This window comes from Saccharothrix luteola (assembly GCF_020859565.1).
GTDB classification, from domain to species: Bacteria; Actinomycetota; Actinomycetes; order Mycobacteriales; family Pseudonocardiaceae; genus Actinosynnema; species Actinosynnema luteola.
This window is the reverse complement of record NZ_JAJHUO010000002.1, coordinates 282,269-305,902: the sequence shown is the minus strand read 5'-3', so window position 1 is coordinate 305,902 and position 23,634 is coordinate 282,269. Positions and strand designations below refer to the sequence as shown.

16 protein-coding genes are annotated in these 23,634 nt (G+C 74.3%); 14 read left to right on the top strand and 2 right to left on the bottom strand.

The genetic code is table 11. The features are described 5' to 3' along the window. Positions 1 to 18 precede the first annotated feature (18 nt). Positions 19 to 1,185, top strand: coding sequence for an NAD(P)-dependent oxidoreductase (locus tag LNK82_RS03035; protein WP_308257144.1), 1,167 nt, complete (start codon positions 19 to 21; stop codon positions 1,183 to 1,185). Between the two features lie 340 nt (positions 1,186 to 1,525). On the opposite strand, the gene LNK82_RS03030 is transcribed toward LNK82_RS03035, so the two are convergent. Continuing rightward, a complete protein-coding gene (locus tag LNK82_RS03030; protein ID WP_230565355.1) occupies positions 1,526 to 4,690 on the bottom strand; it encodes an AfsR/SARP family transcriptional regulator in 3,165 nt (1,054 codons plus the stop codon). A 194-nt stretch (positions 4,691 to 4,884) separates the two neighbouring features. Here LNK82_RS03030 and LNK82_RS03025 point away from each other — a divergent pair, with 194 nt between their 5' ends. The 5 genes from LNK82_RS03025 (at position 4,885) to LNK82_RS03005 (ending at position 13,063) form a co-directional block, all read left to right on the top strand. Beyond that, positions 4,885 to 5,739 carry an NAD(P)-dependent oxidoreductase gene (locus LNK82_RS03025; RefSeq protein ID WP_230565354.1) on the top strand — a complete coding sequence of 285 codons (855 nt, stop codon included), beginning with the start codon at positions 4,885 to 4,887 and terminating at the stop codon, positions 5,737 to 5,739. A gap of 35 nt (positions 5,740 to 5,774) precedes the next feature. Then, positions 5,775 to 7,274 carry an MFS transporter gene (locus LNK82_RS03020; RefSeq protein WP_230565353.1) on the top strand — a complete coding sequence of 500 codons (1,500 nt, stop codon included), beginning with the start codon at positions 5,775 to 5,777 and terminating at the stop codon, positions 7,272 to 7,274. Positions 7,275 to 7,356: 82 nt separating this feature from the next. Then, on the top strand, positions 7,357 to 9,480 hold the full coding sequence (locus LNK82_RS03015) for an ATP-binding protein (RefSeq protein WP_230565352.1): 2,124 nt from the start codon (positions 7,357 to 7,359) through the stop codon (positions 9,478 to 9,480). A gap of 61 nt (positions 9,481 to 9,541) precedes the next feature. Then, complete coding sequence (locus LNK82_RS48215) at positions 9,542 to 10,222, top strand: hypothetical protein (protein WP_372470395.1); 681 nt, start codon at positions 9,542 to 9,544, stop codon at positions 10,220 to 10,222. 81 nt (positions 10,223 to 10,303) lie between these two features. After that, the gene (locus LNK82_RS03005) at positions 10,304 to 13,063 is read left to right on the top strand and encodes a helix-turn-helix transcriptional regulator (protein ID WP_230565350.1); all 2,760 of its coding nucleotides are present in this window, start codon (positions 10,304 to 10,306) and stop codon (positions 13,061 to 13,063) included. Between the two features lie 207 nt (positions 13,064 to 13,270). Here LNK82_RS03005 and LNK82_RS03000 read toward each other — a convergent pair whose 3' ends face one another. Beyond that, positions 13,271 to 13,705, bottom strand: a complete 435-nt coding sequence (locus LNK82_RS03000) for a hypothetical protein (RefSeq protein WP_230565349.1) — start codon at positions 13,703 to 13,705, stop codon at positions 13,271 to 13,273. Between LNK82_RS03000 and LNK82_RS47560 the strand changes: the two genes are divergently transcribed. The 8 genes from LNK82_RS47560 (at position 13,683) to LNK82_RS02960 (ending at position 23,556) form a co-directional block, all read left to right on the top strand. Next, positions 13,683 to 15,500: a CHAT domain-containing protein gene (locus tag LNK82_RS47560; RefSeq protein WP_230565348.1), complete on the top strand. Its 1,818-nt coding sequence runs from the start codon at positions 13,683 to 13,685 to the stop codon at positions 15,498 to 15,500. The genes LNK82_RS03000 and LNK82_RS47560 overlap by 23 nt on opposite strands. Beyond that, positions 15,497 to 15,874: a hypothetical protein gene (locus LNK82_RS02990; RefSeq protein WP_230565347.1), complete on the top strand. Its 378-nt coding sequence runs from the start codon at positions 15,497 to 15,499 to the stop codon at positions 15,872 to 15,874. The genes LNK82_RS47560 and LNK82_RS02990 overlap by 4 nt, the downstream gene beginning before the upstream one ends. 234 nt (positions 15,875 to 16,108) lie before the next feature. Further along, complete coding sequence (locus LNK82_RS02985; RefSeq protein WP_230565346.1) at positions 16,109 to 17,536, top strand: ferritin-like domain-containing protein; 1,428 nt, start codon at positions 16,109 to 16,111, stop codon at positions 17,534 to 17,536. Next, positions 17,533 to 18,924 carry a hypothetical protein gene (locus LNK82_RS02980; protein ID WP_230565345.1) on the top strand — a complete coding sequence of 464 codons (1,392 nt, stop codon included), beginning with the start codon at positions 17,533 to 17,535 and terminating at the stop codon, positions 18,922 to 18,924. Before LNK82_RS02985 ends, LNK82_RS02980 begins: the two co-directional genes overlap by 4 nt. Beyond that, on the top strand, positions 18,921 to 19,787 hold the full coding sequence (locus LNK82_RS02975) for a hypothetical protein (RefSeq protein ID WP_230565344.1): 867 nt from the start codon (positions 18,921 to 18,923) through the stop codon (positions 19,785 to 19,787). Before LNK82_RS02980 ends, LNK82_RS02975 begins: the two co-directional genes overlap by 4 nt. Continuing rightward, positions 19,784 to 21,115 carry a radical SAM/SPASM domain-containing protein gene (locus LNK82_RS02970; RefSeq protein ID WP_230565343.1) on the top strand — a complete coding sequence of 444 codons (1,332 nt, stop codon included), beginning with the start codon at positions 19,784 to 19,786 and terminating at the stop codon, positions 21,113 to 21,115. The genes LNK82_RS02975 and LNK82_RS02970 overlap by 4 nt, the downstream gene beginning before the upstream one ends. Then, positions 21,112 to 22,455 (top strand): flavin-dependent monooxygenase QhpG, encoded by a 1,344-nt coding sequence (gene qhpG, locus LNK82_RS02965; RefSeq protein WP_230565342.1) that lies wholly within the window; start codon positions 21,112 to 21,114, stop codon positions 22,453 to 22,455. Before LNK82_RS02970 ends, qhpG begins: the two co-directional genes overlap by 4 nt. Positions 22,456 to 22,593: 138 nt before the next feature. Next, positions 22,594 to 23,556 carry a hypothetical protein gene (locus LNK82_RS02960; RefSeq protein ID WP_230565341.1) on the top strand — a complete coding sequence of 321 codons (963 nt, stop codon included), beginning with the start codon at positions 22,594 to 22,596 and terminating at the stop codon, positions 23,554 to 23,556. Positions 23,557 to 23,634 lie beyond the last annotated feature (78 nt).

Sequence of the window (23,634 nt, the reverse complement as noted above, 5' to 3'; positions counted from 1 at the left end):
TCACTCCGATCGAGGTGAATGGTGAGGTGGAGGTCCGCGCCCGCGGTTTCGGCGAGCGACGCTGTTCTATCGCAGGTCGCAGGGGGTGGCGGTCATCGAAGGTTCACCGGAGCGCCCGGTGACCGGCCGATGAGCGGCCGATTACCCGCACGCCCCGCCGGCGGACCTCTCGCCGGTGGCGGAGCGGTTCGAGAGCGGCCTGAGAGGGGGTCGCGCCAGACTGGTGTGGCGGTAGGCGAACGACGGTGGGAGCACCACCCGCCCTCCGTTGAACCAGGACAGCATGAGGAGAACTTGCAGATGACTTCGGACAACCGCGCACCGGTGACAGTGATCGGTCTGGGGTCGATGGGCTCGGCGCTCGCGAAGTCCTTCGTGGCCGTGGGGCACCCGACCACCGTCTGGAACCGCACGCCCGAGAAGGCCGACGACCTGGTCGCCGCGGGCGCCGTCCTGGCCGCCACCGTGGCCGAGGCGGTGGCCGCGAGCGAGCTGGTCGTCGTGTGCGTGCTCGACTACCACGCGATGCGCGAGCTCTTCGACCCGCTCGGCGACGCGCTCTCGGGCCGCACCGTCGTCAACCTGACCTCCGGCACGCCGGAGGAGGCCCGGGAGACGGCCGCGTGGGCCGCCGAACGGGGCTTCGACTACGTCGACGGCGCGATCATGGCCATCCCCCCGATGATCGGATCGGAGGAGGCGCTGATCTTCTACGGCGGGCCGCGGGCGGTCTACGACGCCCACTCCGCGAGCCTGACCACGATCGCCGGCGCGGGCACCTACCTCGGCGAGGACGCGGGTCTTCCGTCGCTGTACGACGTGGCGCTGCTCGGCCTGATGTGGACCACCTGGGCGGGTTTCATGCACTCGCTGGCCCTGGTGAAGTCGGAGAACGTCTCCGCCGAGGCGTTCCTGCCCTACGCTCAGGCGTGGTTCGAGCACGTCATCTCGCCCGAGGTGCCCGGCATCGCGGGTCAGGTGGACGCGGGCGAGTACCCGGACGAGGGCTCGGCGCTCGGCATGCAGGCCATCGCGATCGAGCACCTGGTGGACGCGAGCCGTGCCCAGGGCGTGGACGCCGCGCTGCCGGAGTTCCTCAAGCAGCGGGCCCAGGAGGCGATCAAGCGCGGGCACGCGGGCAGCGGGTTCGGCTCGCTGTTCGAGGTGCTGCGCAAGCCCGAGTAGCCGGCCACCGGCGCACGCCCACCCTCTCGACCGGAGCGTGCGCCGGCGGTCCGACCGGGATCACGCGGGTGAGCGGTCCGGCCGCGAGCCGTCACCGTCCTCTGGTCCGCGGTGATCCGCGACCGGCGCGCGCCGTCGGGCGGGTACCGGACGGAGGTGGGGGCAGCGGTGGCGGCAGCCGGAATCGTGGGCGGGCGGCACGGGACCGCGCGGACGGCGGTGTCGACCGGTTGCGGTCGGAGCCGCGGCCCGCTCCCGGGCGTCGTCGTGCCGGTGTTCCTGCGCCAGGCGTCGCGAGCGGTGTTCTTGGTCGTGGCCGGATGACCGGCGCCCGGGGACATCAGTCCCGGCGGTCGGTCAGGCTGTGCGCGGTGACGGGGTCGAGCGTGCGGCCGTGGGCGTGGTGGGTCTCGTACTCCTCGCCGAGCGCGGCGCGCAACGCGCTCTCGATCCGGATCACGTCGCCGCGCTCGGCGGCGGGCAGCGGTGCGCCGGAGGCCTCCCGGGCGGCGGACGCGGCGCCGAGCAGGGCAGCCGACTCGGCGTGCCGACCGGTCAGCACCAGCGCGCCCGCCAAACCCTCCAACGCCAGCGCCAGCGAACGGGGATCACCGGTGGCCTTCGCCACCGCGTACCCCTCCTGGTGCAGGGCCAGCGCCCCAGCCGCGTCACCGCGCTGCTCGGCCACGAAACCCAGCTCGGCCAGGATCAACGCCTCACCGACGTCACCGTCCAGCTGACGGCACCAGTCCAGCCAGCGCCGCAGGTGCGCTTCGGCCGCGTCCAACCGGCCCTCCCGGCGCGCGCCGAGCCCCAGCCCCACCTCGGCGAACTGCTCGCCGAACGTGAAGCTCTGCTCGGCGGCCAGCCGCATCGCCCGCTCGTGCAGCTCGCGGGCCTGCGCGTAGTCGCCCTCCAGCAGCGCGATCCGGGCCAGGCCGGACAGCTTGGTCGACACCTCCGACCAGAGCCCCAGCGTCTCGGCGATGCGCAGCCCTTCCCGGTGCACGCGCACCGCGTGGTCGTAGTCGCCGCGCACCTCGGCCAGCGACGCCAACGCGTCACCCGCCTGCAGCTGACCCCACCCGTCGCCGACGTCGCGGAACAGCGCCGCGCTCTCCTCGCCGTACTGCTGGGTCGCGGTCAGGTCGCCGCGCAGCACGGCTTGAGTCGCCAGCGCGGCCAACGCCGCGGCCGTGCCCCACCGGTCGCCCAACGCGCGGAACTCGTTCAACGCCCGGTCGATGTGCTTCTCGCTGCTGTCGTGGTCGCCGTACCCGATGCGGGCGAAACCGAGGAACCAGCGGGCCGTGGCCCGGCCCGTCGGGTCGGCGATCTCGTCGGCCAGCGCGTCGTAGTGCTCCAGCGGGTAGGTCGACTCGCCGGCGCGCAGGCTGAACCCCGCCTGCCACGCGAGCGCCTTGGCCCGCTCCGACGGGTCGGAGGGCCCCCCGATGGCCAACGCCGCCGCGAACGCCCGGGTCGCCTCGCCGAGCCGTCCGCGCAGGAACCAGTACCAGGCCAGCGCGTTGACCGTGCGCAACGCCAGGTCCGCCCGGCCCTGGTGGGCGGCGGTGTCCAGGGCGACCCGCAGGTTCGCCGCCTCGACGTCAGCCAGTTCGAGCCACCGGCGCTGGTCGGGGCCGCGCAGGTGCGCCATCACCCGGACGGCGAAGTCGGCGTGGTAGGCGGCGTGCCTGGCCCGCACCCGGTCGCCCTCCCCCGCCTCGCGCAGCCGCTCGGCGCAGTAGGCGGCCACCGACTCGGGCAGCCGGTACCGGCGCGTGCCGGCCACGTCCGACGCGCTGACCAGGCTGCGGTCCACCAGCCGTGCCACCAGGTCCAGCACCTCGTACTGCGCCACGCCGTCCCCGGCGCACACCTCCTCGGCCGCGGTCAACGGGCACCCGCCGCTGAACGCCGCCATCCGGCGCAGCGCCACGCGCTCGGGTTCGGTCAGCAGCTCCCAGCTCCAGTCGATCGCCGCGCGCAACGTCTGCTGCCGCGCCGGCGCGCCCCGCCTGCCCACCGTCAGCAGCGAGAACCGGTTCCGCAGGCGGGCCGCGACCTCGTGCACGCCCAGCGCCCGCACCCGCGTGGCGGCCAGCTCCAACGCGAACGGGATGCCGTCCAGCCGGCGGCAGATCGCGTGCACCGCGTCCACAGTGGACCCGTCCAGCACGAAGTCGGGCGCCGCCGCCGTCGCGCGCGCCACGAACAGCTCCACCGCCGTGGACACGCCCTGGCCGTCGGGCAGGGTCAGCGGCGGCACGGTCCACAGCCGCTCCCCCGCGATGCCCAGCGGCTCCTGGCTGGTGGCCAGGATGCGCACGCCGGGTGCGGCCATCAGCAGCATCTCGGCCACGTCCGCGACCCGTTCGACCACGTGCTCGCAGTTGTCCAGCACCAGCAGCAACTGCTTGGTGCGCAACGCCTCGGCCAGCCGCGTGGCCAGCGAGATCGGCGGCCCCGCGCCGGTCACCTCGTCCCGCACGCCCAGCACGGTCGCCACGACCTCCACCACGCCGTCGGGCGACTCCAGCGTGGCCAGCTCCACCAGCCACACGCCGTCCGGGTACCCCTCGGCCACCTCGGCCGCCGCGGCCAGCGCCAACCGGGTCTTGCCGACGCCGCCGATGCCGTTGAGCGTCACCAGCCGGCCGGCGTCCAGCAGCGCCCGCACCTGCCCGATCGCCGCGTCCCGGCCGATCAGCGGCGTCATCTGCGCGGGCAGGTTGGTCAACGGGCGTGCTGCCGTCGTGATCGGCGACGGCATGGGCGTGAGCTGGAGGTCCTGCTCCAGGATCTTCTGCCGCAGCGCGACCAGCTCGGCGCTCGGCTCCAACCCCAGCTCGCCGGCCAGCACCGAGCGCAGGACGTCGAAGCTCGCCAACGCCTCGCTCTGCCTGCCCGCGGCGTAGAGGGCGCGCATGTGCGCGGCACGCAGCCGTTCACGCAGGGGATGGCGGGCGAGCAGGTCGCCCAGCTCGCCGACCAGCAGGCCGTGTTCCCCGAGGCCCAGCATCACCTCCGCCCGGTCCTCCAGCGCGGTGAGCCGCAGCTCCTCCAACCGCGCCACGACCGGCCGGGCGAACTCGGCATCGGCGAAGTCCCCGAGCGCCGGGCCGCGCCACTGCGCCAGGGCGTCGCCGAGCAGCGCCGCTCTGGCCCGCAGGTCACCGGTCTCGTGCGAGGCGGCCAGCAGCGCGGCGAACCGGCGCGCGTCCACCGCGTCGGCGGGCACGTCCAACAGGTAGCCCGGCGGGCGGGACACCACCAGTTCCCCCGCGCCCGGCTCGGCGTCCTCCAGCGCCCGGCGCAGCTGCCACACCTTGGTGTGCAGCGCACCCGCCAGGTTGTTCGGCGGCGAGTCGCCCCACAGCTCGTCGGCCAGGCGGTCGGCCGAGACCGCCTCGCCGTCGTGCGCCAACAGGCACGCCAGGAGGGTGCGCGCCTTCACCCCCGGGACGGGGACGACGCAGTCGTCCTCCGTCCAGACGGTCAAGGGCCCCAGGATGCCGAAACGCACAAACCACACCATAACGGCAGCCGATCAAGGTCGCGTGTCACGGAGAGCGTGCTCACGAACACTCAGCGAGAGAGCCGAGAGGTCTCCGAGAGGTGATCGGGAGGGGCCTCGGCGAGGGTGGTCACGTCAGGAAGAGGAGGGCGGAGATGACGGCGGGCGACCGTTCGCCTGTGACGGTGATCGGCCTCGGGCCGATGGGTTCGGCGCTCACCCGGGCGTTCGTGGACGCGGGTCACCGGACGACGGTCTGGCACCGCTTCCACCAACGTCCCGACGAGCCGGCGGCCAACGGCGCGATTCGCGCCGCGACGCTGGTGGAAGCCGTGTCGGCGAGTCCGCTGGTGGTCGTCCGCGTGGTCGACCACCGCGCGATGCGGGAGATCGTCAACTCGCTGGGCGACACCACCGGCCGGGTGGTCGTGAACCTCACCGCGGGCACTGCGGACGAGGCCCGTGACACCGCCTCCTGGGCGGCGTCACGGGGCATCGGCTACATCGACGGCGCGATCCTCACGTCCGCTGAAGAGCTGGGCGCGGACACCACCATGACCTTCTACGGAGGTCCGAAGGCGCTGTACCAGGAGCATGTGCCGACGTTGGCCGCGTTGGGCGGCACCTGGACCTACCTGGGCGATGACGTCGGGCTGCCCGCGCTGTACGAGATGGCGTTGCTCGGCGTGATGTGGAGTGCGTGGGCCGGTCTGCTCCACGGCCTCTCGCTGGTGTCGGCCGAGCACCGGGCCGCCACCGACTTCCTGCCGCACGCCACGCGGTGGCTGCACCGGGTCGTGGCCTCCGTGCCGGAGCTGACCGCCGGCGTGGACCGCGGCGAGTACCCCGGCACGACGCTGGGCCACCAGGCGGTCGTGGTCGAGCGCCTGCTCGCCGCGAGCCGGGCGGGCGGGGTCGACGACGGCCTGCCGAGCTTCCTGCTGGCCCGGGTGGAGCAAGCGATCCGACGGGGCCACGCCGGTGACGGGTTCGCGAGCCTCATCGAGGTGCTGCGCGACCCGCACCCCGACTGACCACGCTGACCTGCCTGAGCTGGAAGGGGAAGGACATGGACCGCACCGAACGGGCCGGGGCCAAGGAGTGGCTCGGGCTCGCCGTGCTCGCGTTGCCGACCTTGCTGTTGTCGGTCGACGCGACGGTGCTCTACCTGGCGTTGCCGCACCTGGGCGCCGACCTGCGCCCGAGCGGCACGGAAACCCTGTGGATCATCGACGTGTACGGGTTCATGATCGCGGGATTCCTGATCACGATGGGCACGCTGGGCGACCGGATCGGCCGCCGCAAGCTGCTCATGATCGGCGCGCTGGCGTTCGGCGCGGCGTCGGTGGCCGCCGCCTACGCCACCGACCCGGCGCTGCTGATCGGCGCGCGGGCCCTGCTCGGCGTCGCGGGCGCGACCCTGATGCCCTCGACCCTGGCGCTGATCACCAACATGTTCCACGACCCCGGCCAGCGCGGGGTCGCGATCGGCGTGTGGGCGGCGTGCTTCTCGGCCGGTGTGGCGGCGGGACCGCTGATCGGCGGCGCGCTGCTGGAGCTGTTCTGGTGGGGCTCTGTGTTCCTGCTGGCGGTGCCGGTGATGGTGGTGCTGCTGGTGACCGCGCCGATCCTGCTGCCCGAGTCGCGCGACCCCGAGCCGGGCCGGCTGGACCTGGTGAGCGTGCTGCTGTCGCTGGCCGCGATCCTGCCGGTGATCTACGGGCTCAAGGTCGTCGCGGCGGACGGCTTCGGGTTGGGCGCGGTCGCGGCGGTCGTCGTCGGCCTCGTGTTCGCGGTGCTGTTCGTGCGGCGGCAGAAGTCGCTGCCGGACCCGCTGCTGGACGTGCGGCTCTTCGCGCGGCCCGCGTTCCTGGGCGCGTTGCTGGCCCTGCTCGTGGGCCTGGCGGTCGTCGGCGTGGTCTACATGTTCGTGACGCAGTACCTGCAGATGGTCGACGGCCGCTCGCCGCTGGCCGCCGGGCTGTGGCTGCTGCCGTCGGCCGTGGCGATGATCGTGTCGTCGATGGCGGCTCCCGCGCTGGCCAAGCGGTTCGCGGCGGGCAAGCTGGTCGCGGCGGCGCTGCTGGTGTCGGCGGTGGGCTACCTGCTGCTGGCGTTCGTGGACGGTCCGGGCGGCCTCGCGCTGGTGGTGTCCGGCCTGGTCGTGGTGTACCTGGGCATCGGGCCGATGATGGCGCTGGGCACCGACCTGGTGGTGGGTGCCGCGCCCGCCGAGCGGGCCGGGTCCGCGGCGGCGATGTCGGAGACGAGCATGGAGTTCGGCCTGGCACTGGGCGTCGCGGTGCTGGGCAGCGTGGGCACCGCGGTGTACCGGTCGGAGCTGCCCGAGGGCATGCCGGCCGACGCGGTGGAGTCGCTGGCCGGCGCGCTCGCCGTGGGCGGCGCGGACGTGGTCGAGGCGGCGAGGTCGGCGTTCACCTCCGGGTTGAACGTCGTCGGGTTGGTCAGCGCGGTGGCCACCGTGGCCATCGCCGTCGTGACGGCCGTGCTGGTGCGCGGGTCCTCCGCGCCCGACCACGAGCCCGTGGCGGAGACGAGCAACGCCTGACGTCCAGCTCATCGTCAGGCGTGGTGGCCGGGGCGGGCACCCCCGCCCCGGCCGGTCCGACAACAGCTGGGGGAACGAAACCATGGAGTTCCGATTACTGGGTCCGCTGGAAGTGCTGAACGACGGGCGACCGATCTCGCTCGGCGGCATCAAGCAGCGCGCCACACTCGGTTTCCTGCTGCTCAAGGCGAACCAGGTGGTGCCGACCAGCCAGTTGCTGTCCGCGCTGTGGCCGGGTGAGGATCCACCCACCTCGGCGCGGAAGATGTTGCAGAACGCGGTGTGGAGCCTGCGGGCCGCGCTGTCGGCGACCGACGGGCCGGGCGCGCCCCGGCTGTCCACCCAGGCGCCCGGGTACGTGCTGCAAGTCGACCAGGCGCGGGTGGACCTGTTCCGGTTCCACGAGCTCGCCGAACGGGGCCGAGCCGAGCAGGGCCGACCCGAGGTCGCGGCGAAGGTGCTGCGGGAGGCGTTGGCCACGTGGCGCGGCGCGGCGCTGGCCGATCTCGTGGAGAGCGGGATCTGCTGGCCCGAGCTGACCGTGGTGGAGAACGCCCGGCTCGACGCGATGGAGGACTACTTCGACGCCGAGCTGGCGTGCGGCAGGCACCAGTCCGTGCTGGGCGAGCTGGAAGCGGTGGTCGAGGCGGAACGGCTGCGCGAGCGGTCGTGCGGGCAGCTGATGCTGGCGCTGTACCGCTGCGGTCGGCACGCCGACGCCCTCGCCGTCTACAGCAGGCTGCGCACGTCCCTGGTGGACGACCTCGGCCTGGAACCGGGGCCCGCCCTGCAGAAGCTCCAGCACGCCATCCTCACGCACGACCCGTCGCTGGCCCTGCCCGCCGAACGGGAGCGGGCCGTGGTCCGGCACCTGCGGCCGGTGGAGCCGATCCCGGCGCCCCGCACGTCGCCGGGCGCTCAACGGCGTCGCGTGACCGTTGCGCTGGTCCGGGTCCGGCCGCGCCGCTGCGCCACCGACGCCGACCCGGCCGTGGTGGACCACGCGCTGGCCGCGGCGACCGCGATGGCGCGCTCGGGCATCGAGGAACTGGGCGGCACGGTGGCCACGTCTATCGGCTCGGCGTCGCTCGCGGTGTTCGGCGGGCCGTACGCGCAGGGCGACGATGAGACGCGGGCCGTGCGGGCGGCCTTGGCGTTGCGGGACTGCTTCGCCGACGGGATGAGCCGCGACCTCGCCGTGCACATCGCGGTGGCGACCGGTGAGGCGTTGGTGCTGACCGAGCCGGACGCGCCGCCGACGGTCAACGGCGCGCTGGTGGACCACTGCCACCAGGTGCTGTCGTCGGTGCCCGAAGGCGCGGTGTGGATCTGCCGGCGGACCCGGGAGCTGACCGGGGCGGCGTTCCACGGCACGGAGACACCCGACGGCGCGTGGGAGGTCACCGGTTGTCGTGGGCACGCCGACGAGCACGACAGCGAGCTGGCCGTGGTGCGCGGCCTGCTGGACCGGACCCTGCGCCGCGAGACACCGCACCTGGTGACGGTGCTGGGCGACCCGGACGGGTTCCTGGACCGGTTCACCGGCGGGGTGGACGGCGCGCGGGTGCTGGACGGCCGGGTCGTGGACGGCGAGCCGCTGGGCGCGGTGGCCGACGTGCTGCGCGGCTGCTGCGGCGTGCGGCCGGAGGACGGGCCGGACACCGTGCGGGCGAGGTTGTCGTCGGCGGTGTGCGCGGCGGGTCGGGCCGAGGCGGACGTGCTGGCGACCCGGCTGCTGCCGCTGTTCGACCGGTCGGCGCCCGACGCCGGGGTCCTGCCGGCGTGGCGGCGGTTCCTGGAGCTGGTCGCCCGCGACCAGCCGCTGGTGGTGCTGCTGCGCGACGTGCACCTGGCGGGCGAGGAGGTGCTGGACGCGGTGGAGTGCCTGGCGGACTCCGACCACCCCGTGCCGCTGCTGGTGGTGGTGTCGGCGCGGCCCGTGCTGCTGGACCGACGGCCCAGTTGGGGCGGCGGCAAGCCGCACGCGGCGTCCATCACCCTGGACCCGCCGCGGGACGGCACGGTGGACCGGGTGCGCAGGGTCATGCTGTCCACCGCGGACCACGGCCCTTTCGGCGCGGCTGACACCGCCCCGTGGCCGCGGCGCGAACGGGAGAGCACGCCACTGACGCTCTGGCGACCGGACCGGCGGGCCGCGCACGTCATGGCATTGGCGGGGTTGCCGGCGGGCGCGAACGGCGCCTGACCGGCCGGACCGGCCGCGCCAGCCGCCGCGCGCCGGTCCGGCCCCCGGACCCGGGTCGTCGATCCCCCTGGCACCGGCGACCCGAGCCCTCCCCCGCGCGACCCGCCCGACCACGAGCCGCCGGACCGCTGCCACCGGTCAGCCGGCGGTCCCCAAGACCAGCGCGCACGCAGCCCGCCGATCGACCGCCCTCCGCCACCGGCTCGACGACCCACCCAGGAACCCGCCGGCCGAGCGCCACCCCGCCGAACCGGGCCGGCGCGGCCCAGTCCGCCCATTCCGTGACCGCCGCCGGCGCCGCACCCGGCGGTCCCGGCCCGACCAGGCGAACTCGTCGGCGCGCAAGGCCTGCGCGCCCTCACCCACGCCCGCGTCGACGAGCGCGCCGGCCTGGCCAAGGGCTCGACGTCGAACTGCTTCCGCACCGTCAGGCCCTGCTGACCGGTGTCGTGGGCCGGCTCGCCGAACTCGCACGGCGACCGCCGCCCGCCCGGCCCTCCTCCTGGAAGCGGGCCACGTGCCCGAACTGCGGGAGGCGCTGTCACGGGGACGCGAAGCCATGGAGGCGGTCGTCGCCCTCGCCCGGCTCGGCGCGCGCGACCCGCAGGGCGCCGCCACCGCGCTCGCGGCCTGCTTCGAGGAACACCTCCTGCACCGCGTCGCCCGCCACGACGAGACCGACCCCCGCCCCACCTTCGAGCTCCTGGTCGCCGCGGCACTGCCCGACCCCGGAGTCCGTTAGCGCCATCACTGGTCACCCCTTCGAGTGGTCCGCCTCCCCGCCGCTCAACTCCCCCGCGCTGACCTGGTCGAATCACAGGTCGTGACAGCGGAGGTGCTCGTCGGGCGCGACGCCGAGCGGCAGGTGATGGCGGAGGTGCTGGAGGCCGCCCGGCGCGGACGTCCGGCGGTCCTCCAGGTCGTCGGCGAGCCCGGCATCGGCAAGACCCGGCTGCTGGAGTCGTTCCACGTCATGGCCGCCGCGGCGGGGTTCGCGGTGGTGACGAGCCGTGGCACGGAGTTCGACCGGGACGTGCCCTGCGGCGCGCTGACCGAACTCCTGGAGGAGCTGACGGGCAAGCAGTTCGCCGCGCTCGACCCCGATGACGACACCGGGGCCGTCGAGCGGCACCGCAAGCACCGCGTCGTGCGGGAGGCGCTGGAGTCGGCGGCTCGCTTCCGCGGCGTGGTGGTGAGCCTGGACGACGCGCAGTGGGCCGACGCCGGTTCCCTGGACTGCTGGGCGCACCTGGTGCGCCGGCCACCCCGCGGCCCGCTCGTCCTGGTGCTGGCCCACCGGGCGGTGCCGTTGCCGGTCAACCTCGACGCGTCGCTGTCGGACGCGCACCGCGCCGGCGTCGGGCATCGGCTGGAACCGGGGCCGCTGGACTTCGCGGACGCCGTCGAGCTGATCGGGCCCGGTCGTGGGCCGTCGTGGCGGCGGGCGGTGTACGAGGTCAGCGGCGGCAACCCGTTGTACCTGGAGTCGTTGGCCAGGACCGCCCAACCGACCGCGGACGCCGCACCCCTGCCGCCCACGATCCGCGCGGCGCTGCGGGCGGAACTGGACGTGCTCGACGAGGCGACGCGGGTCGTCGCCTGGGCGGCGGCCGTGGCGGGCGACCCGTTCGAGCCGGAGCTGACGGCCGAGACGGGCGGCCTGCCCGAGCACGTCGTGCTCGACGCGCTGAACGCGTTGTGCCGGTGCGACCTCGTCCGCCCGGCCGGGCCCCGGCGGTTCCGGTTCCGTCACCCGTTGGTGCGGCAGGTCGTCTACGAGGCCGCGGCGCCGGGCTGGCGGCTCGGCGCGCACGAACGGGCGTTGGCCGCCCTCGGCCGGCGCGGCAGCCCGCTCGCGGTCCGGGCCCACCACGTCGAGCAGGCGGGGCGGTTCGGCGATCACGACGCCGTCGACACCTTGGTGGCAGCCGCGGCACAGGCGTCGGCCGAGTCGCCGGCGACCGCCGCCCACTGGCTGAGGGCGGCGTTGCGGCTGCTGCCCGCCAACGGGTCGACCCCCGGGCTGACCGTGCGGCTCGCCGAAGCGCTCGTGCGCGCCGGCCGGCTGGACGAGGGCCTGGAGGTCGCCACGAGCGCGGTCCGCGAGCTGCGGACCGGGTCTGCGGCCGACCGCGTCCGGGCGGTGGTGCCGGCGGCGACCGCCGCCCGCCTGCTCGGGCACCACGCCGCCGCTCGCGAACTCCTCACCGACGAACTGGCCCGGCTCGGCGCGGACGACCGCCGCGAAACGGTGGCGCTGCGGCTGGAACTGGCCGCCGCGTCCCTCATGGCGGGCACGTTCGACGCGGACGGCGCGGCCCTGGTCGACCTGGTCGTGCGGGAAGCCGTCGACCTCGGCGACCGGCCCGTGATCGCCGCCGCACGGGGCATGTCCGTCATGGCGGCGTTCCTGACCGGTGACGAGGAGGCCATGGGCCGGTGCGCGGCCGAAGCCGCACGCGCGGTGGACGCCCTCACCGACGAGGAGCTGACCGACCGGGCGGACGCGCTGGTCTGGCTGGGGTGGGGCGAGCTGCACCACCAGCGGTGGGACGAGGCGTTGCGGCACCTCGACCGCGGCCTCCGGCTGGCCAGGGGCACGGGCCAGGTGCACCTGCTCACCTACCTCCTGGCCGCCCGCGCGTGCGCGCTGCGGTGGCAGGGCCGGCTGGTCGAGGCCCTGGACTGCGCCGAGGACGCGGTGGAGGCGGCGACCCTGTCGGGCAGCGGCGAGCTGAGCGCCATGGCGCACGGCACGCGGTGCTGGATCGCGCTGCTCGTCGGCGACCTCGACCTCGCCACCCGGTCGGGGGCCGCCGCCGTCGCCGCGGGGCACGACGTCGGATGGTGGCGCACGATCGCCCGGCTGCTCGACGGCATGGCGACGTTGGCGGCGGATCCCTCGGCGGAGGTCGCCGACGCCGTCCTCGACGCGGGCGGTGGCCCGGCGCTGTCGCGGGTCGACCCGTTCAGCAAACCCCTGTGGTACGCGTTCCTGGCCGCGGCCGAACTCGCGCACGGGCGCGTCGACCGGGCGAAGCGGTGGGCGGACCAGATCGGGGCGTTCGCGCCCTCCTTCCCCGTGCACCGGGCCGTCGCACGGCTGACCGCCGCGCACGTCGCCGACGACCCGGACCACGCGCTGGAGTCGGCCGAAGAAGCCGCGCTGGCGTTCGAGGAGTGCGGCGCACGCGTGGACGCCGCCGAGAGCCGGTTGCTGGTGGGTGTCCTGCTCGCCCGGTCGGGCCGCCGCGACGACGCGGTGAAGGCGCTCTGCGGTGCGGCGGAGGAGTTCCTGGCCTGCGGCGCCCGCCGGTCGCACGCCCAGGCCGTCGCCGAGCTGCGCAAGCTCGGCAGGCGGCTGCCGTCGTTCGAGGCCGCCCGACGCCGGGGACGGCAAGGGCTGACCGCGCGGGAGCTCGACGTCGCCCGGCTCCTCGCGACCGGCCGGACCAACCGCCAGATCGCCGACGAGCTGGTGATCAGCCTCAAGACGGTCGAGACGCACGTGACGCACGTGCTGGCCAAGCTCGGCGTGCTGAGCCGGACGGCGGCGGCCGTCGCGCTGCGCGACCTGGACTGACCGCAGCGCAACGTTCGGGGTGTCGGATCAGGGGTTGCCCCGATGCCGTCCGCCGCCGCCGTCGCCACGCTCGTCGAATCGCGCGGATCCGCAAAGGGGGGCCATGTCCGGACGCCGTGCTTTCCCGGTGCTGCTCACCGCCTGCTCGCTGCTCGTCGCGGCGCCGCCGGCGGTGGCGCAGCCGAACGAAGTCGTCCTGGGCACGAGCTACGGCTGGACCACCACGGGCACGTGGCACGTGCCCGACACCTGCCAGGTGTACTTGGGCGAGTTCCCCGCCGGCGGCTGCCGCACCCGGGAGCCCGGGAAGGTGACGCCCCTGGTCGTGTCGCTGACCGTCCCGCTGAACGCGCCGCTCGGCAGGGCCACGGTCTCGTGCGACGGCTGCGTGCGGCCGTCGGCGTTCCGGCAGCCGTCCACCGTGTTCGAGTTGGCGACGGTCGAGGTGGTCGCTCCGGTCACGTCGTCGACCGCGCCGCTGTCGTCGCCGCCGTCGTTGTCCTCGTCGACATCGCCATCGTCATCGGTCCCACGGTCGTCCTCATCGCAGCCGCAGCCGTCTTCGTCGTCGGTGTCCGTGCCTGTGTCGACGTCACCGACCTCGCCGTCCTGGGAGGAGGTGACCACAACCGCCGACAGCACCCCGGGACCCTCCACCAGCGACCCGGCCCCACCGCCCGCGGTCGGGCTGCCGCCGGCCACGGGCACGGCGTTCTCCGGTCGCGATTGGCTGTTGCCCGCACTGCTGGCCGCGATCATCGGCGTCTTCGTGCTGGCCACGCTGCTGGCCCGCGGCCCGCCGCTGAACGGCCCGCCCCCGGCGCGGCCGGTGCGCGTGTGGCTGGCCCCGGACCGGCCGGGACGGCGCCCGTCGCCCGCGGACCAGCCGCTGCGACCGGGCCGCGCCTACCTCCTCTGGCTGGACATCGGCGCGCTGCACACCTCAGGACGAGGCCGGACACCCGTGCGGGCGGCCGTGTTCGACCGGGCCGGCGTGCTGCACGACCCGCCGACGCGCGACCTGCTCGTCGACCGGCAACCCGTGCCACCGCAGGCCTTCCGCTTCACCGCGCCCGACACCGGCACGCTGCGGCTGCGCTGCAACCTCTACCACCGGGGCGCGCTGCTGCAGTCGTTCCTGGTGGTGGCCGACGGCCGTGGCTGGTCGGCGGTGCGGGACTACGTGCGCAGCTTCAGCCTCGACCCGGCGGTCGTGGCCACCGGTCGCCCGCACGCGCTGAGCATCATGGTCAACCACGACAGCCCGGACCAGCACGGGCTCTACGTGCACTTCGGCGACACCGGCGCGTCCGTCGCGACCCGGATCTCCGAGCACACCGTGGCCCGCTTCCAGGAGGGCGCCCGCGCGATCTACCGGTCGATGAACGACGCCGGCTGGGACCGGCGGCTGCTGCCCGCGCTGCTCGGCGAGGCCGCCGTGCACGGACGTGACGTGTACGTGCGCTTCCAGACCGATGTGGACCTCGCCCTGGCCCGCACCAGGCAGCCCAGGGCGCCGTGGCGCGAGCTGCGGGCCGCGTCGTCGCACGTGCAGGTCGTGCACCCCGACAGCAGCGACGAGTGGCTGCCCGCGGCGATGATCTACGACTTCCCGCTGGCCCGCCTGGAGCCCCACGAGTACGGGCTGTGCGAGGCGTACTTCGCCGACCTCGACGGCACCGACCCGCCCCGGTGCGCGCGAGGGGGGTGCGCGACCGATTCGCCCGACGTCGTCTGCCCGGCCGGGTTCTGGGGCTTCCGGTTCGCCATCGGCAACCCGATGACCTTCGACCCGCGCGTCCCGGTGCCCGACCACCCCGCGGCCCCGGTCGAGCCACCCGTCGTCGTGCTCGGCCGGGCGGACGACCCGCAGTTCGTCGCCCAGCGCTCCCACCTGCGAGGACTGCGGCACGTCCTGCCGCACGTCCAGGTGATCGAGAGCAACCGCCGCGAGGCGTTCCTCCAGCACCTGCGGACCGTGGCGCCGAGCGTCATCTACCTGTACTGCCACGGCGGCGTGAACGACCGCGGCCTCGGCTACGTCGAGATCGGCGACGGCGAGTGGCTCACTGCGGCCGAGTTCGACGACGACTTCGGCGGGCGGTGGCAGTCGATGCCGCTGGTCCTGCTCAACGGTTGCAGCACCGTCGCGCCCGGCGCCGACCACGCGTTCCCGCTCACCCCGCGGCTGTTGTGGGCCGGCGCGGCGGGCGTCGTCGGCACGGAGGTCGACGTCCGGGAGGGCCTGGCCTGCCGGTTCGCCGACGCCCTGCTGCCCGCGCTGCTCGGCGACGGCCACACCGTCGGGCAGGCGATGACTACGGCGCGGCGGGCGGTCCTGCGCGAAGGCAGCGCGTTGGGCCTGGCCTACACCGCCTTGGCGCCCGCCGACCTGAACCTGGTGCCGAGCCGGGAACGCGTGAGGGGACGACCATGACCATGGAGCTGTGGGGTGCGGCCGCGTTCGGCGCCGTGCTCGGCTGGAACCTGTACTTCGTCAACCGCTACCGGACCGACCGCGTGCGGCTGGCCGACCTCGGCGCGCTGGTCGCCGTGATCGGAGGCGGCGCGGTGCTCGCCCTGTTCCCCGCCGGCAGCCGCCTGTTCGGCGCTTACGGCATCGGCCTGCTCGCCGGGTTCGCCGCCTACCTGCTGGTGCTGTTCACGCTGGTCGCGGTGTCGAAGAAGTTCACCGTGGACTGGTTCCTCGACGGGCGCAGGCTGCGCCTCGCCGAGGACGAGGAGAAGCTCCCGGACGCGCGGGACTCCGGCGTGGCCATGTCGCCGGCCCAGCGCCGTCGCCCCGGCTGACCACCGACCGGTCACGGACGTCGCCCGACCGTGGCGGCGGCCGAGGTCGCCGGCGACGGTCCGTCAGCACGGGTGACCCGGCCGCATGACGGGTTTCACCGGCACGGCTGGCGTTGGCCGTGACCAGGGCGTCGGGTCCCCGGACGCCGGCACGCTCGCCCCTGCGCCACACAGTCGGGCGGGGAACGGGGGTAGGACATGCGGTCGAGGGTGCACAGGCATCTCGCTTCGGTGGTGCCGGAGCTCTTCGAGGACCGGGCGCCGGCCATGGCGGTCCTGTCGGTGGCCGGGCCGCTCGACGCCGAGGAGGAGCGCCCGGTCCTGCCGCCGGAGTTCAACTGGCGCGACTACACCGTGATGCTGCTGCACGTCGCGGCCGAGATCGAGCACTCGCTGATGGTGCAGTACCTGTTCGCCGCCTACTCGATGGGCGGACCGCAGGTGCCCGCCGGGCTGCGCGACGACGTGCGCGGCTGGCAGGAGGTCATCCTCGGCATCGCGAAGGAGGAGATGGGCCACCTCGTCACCGTGCAGAACCTGCTCACGGTGCTGGGCGGCCCGATCAACCTCGACCGCGAGGACTACCCGTGGGGCTCGGACTTCTACCCGTTCGCGTTCAACCTCCAACCGCTGACGGCCGACTCGCTCGCGAAGTACGTGGTCGCGGAGAGCCCGAGCACCTGGTCCGGTCCCGAGGCCACGGCCATCAAGGAGAGGGCGGCCAAGGCGTCGGGCGACTACGTCAACCGGGTCGGCGCGCTCTACGGCCGGGTCGACGCGATCCTGAAGAACAAGGACTTCCTCCCGGACGAGCTCTTCCACGCGGACACGCTGCCGTACCAGGCGTCCTGGGACGAGTGGGGCCGCGGGTACACCCGGGGTGAACGCGGGCAGGACTCCGGGAACGTGCCGGACGTCAAGTCGCCCGAGCTGCTGGTCTTCGGCGTGTTCTCGCGGGACTCGGCGCGCGAGGCGCTGCACGAGATCGGCGAGCAGGGCGAGGCGCCGGACGCCGACGAGCAGGACGAGACGTCCCACTTCAACCGGTTCCTCGGCATCTACCGGGCGCTGACGGCGCTGCCCGAGGACCAGCAGGCGCTGGTGTCCCGCCCGGTCGCGCAGAACCCGGTGACCGCGCACCGGCTCGACGAGTCGGAGCCGGTCGGGTACGCCGCCGCCGAGGTGACGACCAACCCGATCACGGACCCGGTCACGGCGCTGTGGGGCCACCTGTTCAACCTCCGCTACCGGATGCTGCTCACCGACATCTCCCACGCGTTCCTGCTGTCCGGTCCGGTGGACAACGGCGGTGTGCTCACCGGGCGCGGAGCGCTGGTGCACCGGGCGTTCGCGGAGATGTACAACCTGCGCGCGCTGGCCGGGCGCCTGGTGGAGCTGCCCCTGGAGGAGGGCGTGCCGGGTGGCCTGCTGGCCGGGCCGCCGTTCGAGATGCCGTACAGCCTCGAACTGCCCCACCACGACCACGACCGCTGGCTGCTGCAACGCGACCTCGTGCAGGCGTCCCAGCTGCTCACCGACCAACTGCTCGGCACCGACCCGGCCGGCGCGGTGGACCCCTACCTGGTGGCCCTGCGCGAGTCCGACCGGCGGACGCTGGCGCAGATCGAGCACGTCCTCAGCCACAAGGGGTGCACGCGATGACGACGATCCGGGAACTGCGCGTCCTGCCCCCGCTGGCCGTCGCACGGCTGGGCGGGGCCGCCGAGCCGATGGACAACTACACCGCCGAGACCGACCCGGCCGAGCCGCTGGGGCCGCGACGGCTGCGCCCCGCGCCGACGTTCCGCGTCGACCCCGGCTCCGGCGCGATCACCGCCGCCGACACCCCCGGCGTGCTCCGGTTCACCGACGGGCACGGCAAGGTCCGGCCGGTCGCGCCGTTCCTCGAGGTCTGGGCGCTCACCGAGGACGACGTTCTCCAACCCCTGACCCTCGACCTGTTGCAGGACAACGACCTCACGCCCGAGGACGTGCGGTGGCGGGTCCAGGTCGGCAACCACAAGATCCAACGCCGCACCTACGACGACAACGACCGGATCGACGCCGACACCGAGTGGTTCAGCGACCACGTCTCGCACGAGCTCATGGGCCTGTGCGCCAACTTCCTCGACGACAAGTTCCTGCCGCTGGGCCACGCCCGCTACCTCAAGCCGACGCCGGAGTTCCCCGGCATCCGGTTGCGCTTCACGCCCGCCGCCGGCCACGTCTACGGCTCCGCGTACACCGACCGCCCCACCGACCCGGACCCGAACGTGGTCGACTTCCTCTACGACGCCACCAAGGGCAAGTGGCGCGGCCACGCCGACCAGCCGGGCGACCCGCGGCTGACGATCCCGGCGCAGATCTACGCCGGCGACGACGGCCCGGACGGCGCCTGGGTCAGCCGGGGCTACCTGGACGACGAGTGCGACGGCCTGGTCCACGTCGCGCTCGAGGTGTCGGGCCGGGACCTGACCGCGTTCGGCCGCATCGGCGCGGGCCCGCCCGCCTACGCGCCGGACGTCATCCCGATCCGCACGGTCGCCGACGAGCTCGACCAGGCATTGCACGGCCCGGCCGCGACCGATCGGGACACCCTGGAGCAGGCCCGCGCCGTCGCCGAGGAAGTGCTCCGCCGCGCCACGGAGACGGTGCGGCTGATGAACACCGAGGTGATGAACGGCAACACCGTGGACGGCCGGGTCGACGCCGCCAGCACCATGGTGCGGCAGGACACGGCCGACACCGGCCGGCTCTTCGAGCCGATCATGGCGCCGTCCCTGGTGGACTCCGCCGCGGTCCTCGCGCTGCACCGGAACGTGCTGGCCGCCCTGCTCAGCGGCACCGCGCCGTGGTTCGCCGACGTGCTGCGCGACCACGACGAGGTCGGCGACCTCACCGCCAAGGGCAGGCGCAAGATGCCGGCGCTGATGCGCGGCGCGGACGGCCGGTCGCTGGCCCTCACCCGCCGCCAGGTGGACCTCGTCCGCCTGGCCGCCCGGCAGGCGATCTTCGGGCAGGCGGGCCACGAGACGGGAGGACCGCGATGAGCGACGACCGGATCGACCCGATGAACCTCACCGCGCAGCTGCACTACAACGCCGCGGGCAACCCGCCGAGCACGTTGCCGGACTCGGCGATCTCCAACGCCTTCCCCGGCCTGGAGTTCGACATCCGCAACATCTGGCGCAGGCTCCTGGTCGGCATCGAGCTGCACGAGTCCGACAACTACGTCGTGGCCGCCGACCCGGAGCACGAGCGCCTGGTCGGCCGCCGCCTGCTGTCCGTCGGCGACCACGACGTCATCGGCGCCCTCGTCGGCCCGACCCGTCCCGGCAGCGGGTCGTCCCGGCTGACCTCGGCCGACAACCCCGACGGCGTGACGATGCTGGAGTGGTCCAACTCCCTGGCCGACGTGCTGGCCGACCACGTCGGGCGGACCGTGCCGTGCCTGTTCACCAGCGGCCCGGCGCCGAAGCCGGTCGGCAAGCCGCCGAGCCTGCCCGATCCGCGCTTCGAGGTGGTGCAACTGCAGGTCAGGGGGCTGTTCGCGGAGAGCGCGGCGACCGGTGGCAACCTGGCCGTGATCGCCGAGGAGATGGCCGGACCCGGCGACCTGACCCGCGGCCTGTGCTCGCCCTGGCAGAACGACTACCGCGAGTGCGCCTGCTACTACTGGGCCGCCAGCCGGCCGGACTACGTCAACGTCGAGGACACCGGCGCGGGCACCAGCACCGGCAACCACTGGTTCGCCAAGGACCGCGAGCCCCGCGAGTACGTGCTCGACAACCGCGACGACTCCCGGCTGGTCAGCTACGACGACCTGTTCCGGGACTGGCAGGGCGAGCTGCGGTTCATCGTGGGCGGCAACGACGCGCCGGAGCACCGCGACGACTCCCCGGAGGACCGATGACCGCGAGCAGGCTGTTCGAGGCGTCCGCGCCCGTCCACCCCGACGTCCACCTGCTCGACACCGACACCGGGCCGCGCGTGCTGCTCGCGAACGGCAGCCGCCTGTTCGGCGTCGGCCAGGCCCTCTACGACCGGATCGACGCCGCCCGCCATGACCCCGACCCACGGGTGATGGAGGCGCTCCTGGCCGACCTCGGCCTCGACGCGCCGCGCCAGGTCGACGACCTCGCGCCCGACCCGCCGCCCGTGCGGGCGCTGTCGCTGGCCGTGGCCCAGAAGTGCAACCTCGGCTGCACCTACTGCTACGCCCAGCAGGGCGACTTCGGCGGTCCGGCCAAGAACATGCCGGAGGCGACCGCGTTCGCCGCCGTGGACACCCTGTTCCGCGACGCCGCCCCCGGCGAACGCGTCAACCTCGCGTTCCTCGGCGGCGAGCCGATGATCAACCGACCGGTCGTGCGTTCGGCGACCGAGTACGCGATCACGGTGTCGCGGCGGACCGGGATCCCGGTCACGTTCTCCATCACCACCAACGGCACGCTGCTCACGCCCGAGGACGGCGAGTTCTTCGAGGCGCACGGCTTCGCGGTCACGGTCAGCCTCGACGGCGTCGGCGCGCGGCACGACCTGCTGCGACCGCACCGCGACGGGCGCGGCAGCTACCGGCGCGTCATGGACCGGGTCGCGCCCCTGCTGGCGGCGCAACGCCGGATGCAGGTCTCGGCCCGCGTCACGGTGACGCCGCTCAACCTCGACCTGCCGCGCACGCTGGAGGAGTTCACCGCCGCCGGGTTCCACGGCGTCGGCTTCTCGCCCATGCTCAGCTCGCCCACCGGGCACGGCGAGATGGCGTCGCGCGACCTGGAGGTGATGCTGGAGCAGATGACCGCGTGCGGCGAGGAGTTCGTCCGCCGGGTGCTCGCCGGGCAGCGCTACCCGTTCACCAACCTGGTCACCGCGCTGCGCGAGATCCACCGCGGCACGCACCGGCCCTACCCGTGCGGCGCGGGCGCGGGTTACCTGGGCGTGTCGGCCGACGGGGACCTGGCGGCGTGCCACCGGTTCGTCGGCGACTCCGACGGCGCGATGGGCGACCTGACCACCGGCGTGGACGACGCCAAGCGCGCCCGGTGGTCGACCGACCGGCACGTGCACCGGCAGGAGCCGTGCACCGGTTGCTGGGCCCGGTACCTGTGCGGCGGCGGCTGCCACCACGAGGTGATCCGACGCGGCCGGCCGGCGTGCGACTACATCCGGGGCTGGCTGCACCACTGCCTCTCCGTCTACAGCCGCCTGCACGCCGCCCGCCCCGACTACTTCACCGGATGACGGCCTGGGACGTCTGCGTGGTCGGCGGCGGCCCGGCCGGCTCGGTGTGCGCGCTGCGCCTGGCCCGCCTCGGCCACCGCGTCGTGCTGCTGGAACGCCGTCCGTTCCCCCGCCCGCACGTGGGCGAGGCGCTGTCGCCCGGCGTCCGGCGGTTGCTCGACGTCCTCGGCCTGCCCGACGCCTTGGACGGTTCCCTGCCCTCCCAGGGCACCCTCGTCCGCTGGGAGGACACGACCACGCGGCTGGTCGCGCCCGATCCCCGTGCGGTCACCGTCGACCGGGGGCGGTTCGACCACGCCCTCCTCTCCGCCGCACGCGCCGCCGGTGCGTCCGTCCGGCAACCCTCCCGCGCCGGACGGCCCCGCCGCGCCGCGGCCGGCTGGGACGTCCCGCTGCGCCACGACGTGCTGCGAGCCCGGTTCCTGGTGGACGCCAGTGGACGCCACCGCGTCTCCGGCGGCACGACCACCGCCACCGGCTCCCGGACCCTCGCCCTGCACGCCGCCTGGCCGGGCGCCGGCCCCACCCGGATCGGCACGGGGCCGCAGGCGTGGTGCTGGGGCGCGCCCCTGCCCGACGGCGCGTTCCGCGCGATGGCGTTCGTCGACCCCGACCTGCTGCGCCGGCACGCCTTCGACGTGGCACGCCTCTACCACCACCTGCTCGACACCACGGGCCTGTTCGCCGATCGCCCGCGCGTCCGGGAAGTGGCGGTGTGCGACGCCACCGCGTACCGCGACGACGAGCCCGTCACCGAGGACTGCGTCAAGGTCGGCGAAGCCGCCTTCACCCTCGACCCGCTGACGTCGTCAGGTGTGGACAGCGCGCTGCACAGCGCCATGGCCGCCGCCGTCACCGTGCACACGATCCTCACCGACGGCGACCGCGCCGCCGCCCTCGCCTTCTACCGCGACAGCCGCGACCGGACCGCGGCCCGCCACGCCACCTGGACCGCCGCCCACTACGACCGCCACCAGCCCCACCGCGACGAACCGTTCTGGCGTCGGCGAGCCGCGCCACCACCCGCCGCCCCGCCGCCCCGCCGCCTCACCCCCGACGACCTGCACCGACCCGTGCGCCTGTCCGCCGACGCCGCCGTCGTGCCGACTCCGTGCCCGGTCGGCGACATCGTCACCATGCGCCGCGCCCTCACCCACCCCGCGCTGTCCTCGCCGGTCGCCCACGTCGCCGACACCGAACTCGCCCCGCTGCTCGACTACCTGGACCGCGCCCGCTCCCTGACCGACCTGCTGCGCGCCTGGTCCGCCCACCTGCCACCGCACCGGGCCGAGGAGACGGCGAGGTGGCTGTTCGACCAGGGCCTGCTGGTGATGGCATGAGTTCCGTCATTCGATCCATCACGACTCCCCGGCAGTGCTAGGCATGTGACACACGCCGTCCGGGCGTGGTCACAAGGGGGAATTGTGATGGTAAGCAGAAGAACCGCGCTCCAGATACCGGCCGTAGCGGCCCTGACGATGGCGTCACTGACCGCCACCGCACCCGCCCAAGCCGACCCGAGCGCGCAGCACATCCCGGGGGACGTCCACCTGGTCAGGACCCTCGGCGGCGGCGAAGTGGCCCACACGATCCGACGTGGCGACGGGTCGTGGTACCCGTTCAACGCCATCCCGGGCGCGCCGCGTGCGCACTACTCGAACAACCTGGTGTCGGCCATCGTCGGCGCCGAAGAGCACGTGATGCACAACTGGTACTACGGGGTGGGGCCGTACTACCAGGAATATCGGTACGTCATCCGGCACGCCGACGGTTCCTGGACCGAGGAGGCCCCCGTCGCCGACGGGCCGACCAGCGACGTCGACCTCGCGGCCGTCGCGGGCGAGTTGCACCGCGTGCAGAGGGGCGGGGACGCCGGCACGGCCCTGACCCACCGGGTTCGGCACGCCGACGGCACGTGGACGCCCTGGACCGCCATCCCGGCCCAGGTCGACTACGACAGCGACTTCGCGATCGCGGGCGCCGGCGGCGACCTGCGCCTGCTTACCCTCAACCCGCCGGCGAACGGCGTGTTGTCGTCCTTCGTCCGGCACGCCGACGGCACGTGGCAGCAGGGTCCGGACGTGCCGTTCGCCCCGCCGTCCGGTGCGACGGCCGAGGCGGTCGACATCGCGCAGGTCGGCACGGAACTGCACGCCGTCGTGGTCGGCAGCGACGGGGGGCTGTACCACGCCGCGCTCCGGTCGACCGGCTGGACCCGGTTCCACGAGGTCGCGTCGCAGACCGGCGCGCCGGGGGGGACCGTCAGCCAGTTCTCGATCACCGCATCGCGCGGCGTGCTGCACGTCGCGATCGTCACCAGCGAGAGCAGGCTGCTGCACACGGTCCGGGCCGGGGACGGCCGCTGGCAGCTGTTCGGCGACGTCGACGAGGCCACCACGCTGGCAGTCGCCTGGACCGGTCTGAGCATCGCGGGCAGCTGACCGCGGGGTGGGGGGGGGGGGGGGGGGCCCGCCCCCCCGGCCCCCCCCCCCCCCCCACCACAACAACGACCGGCCGCC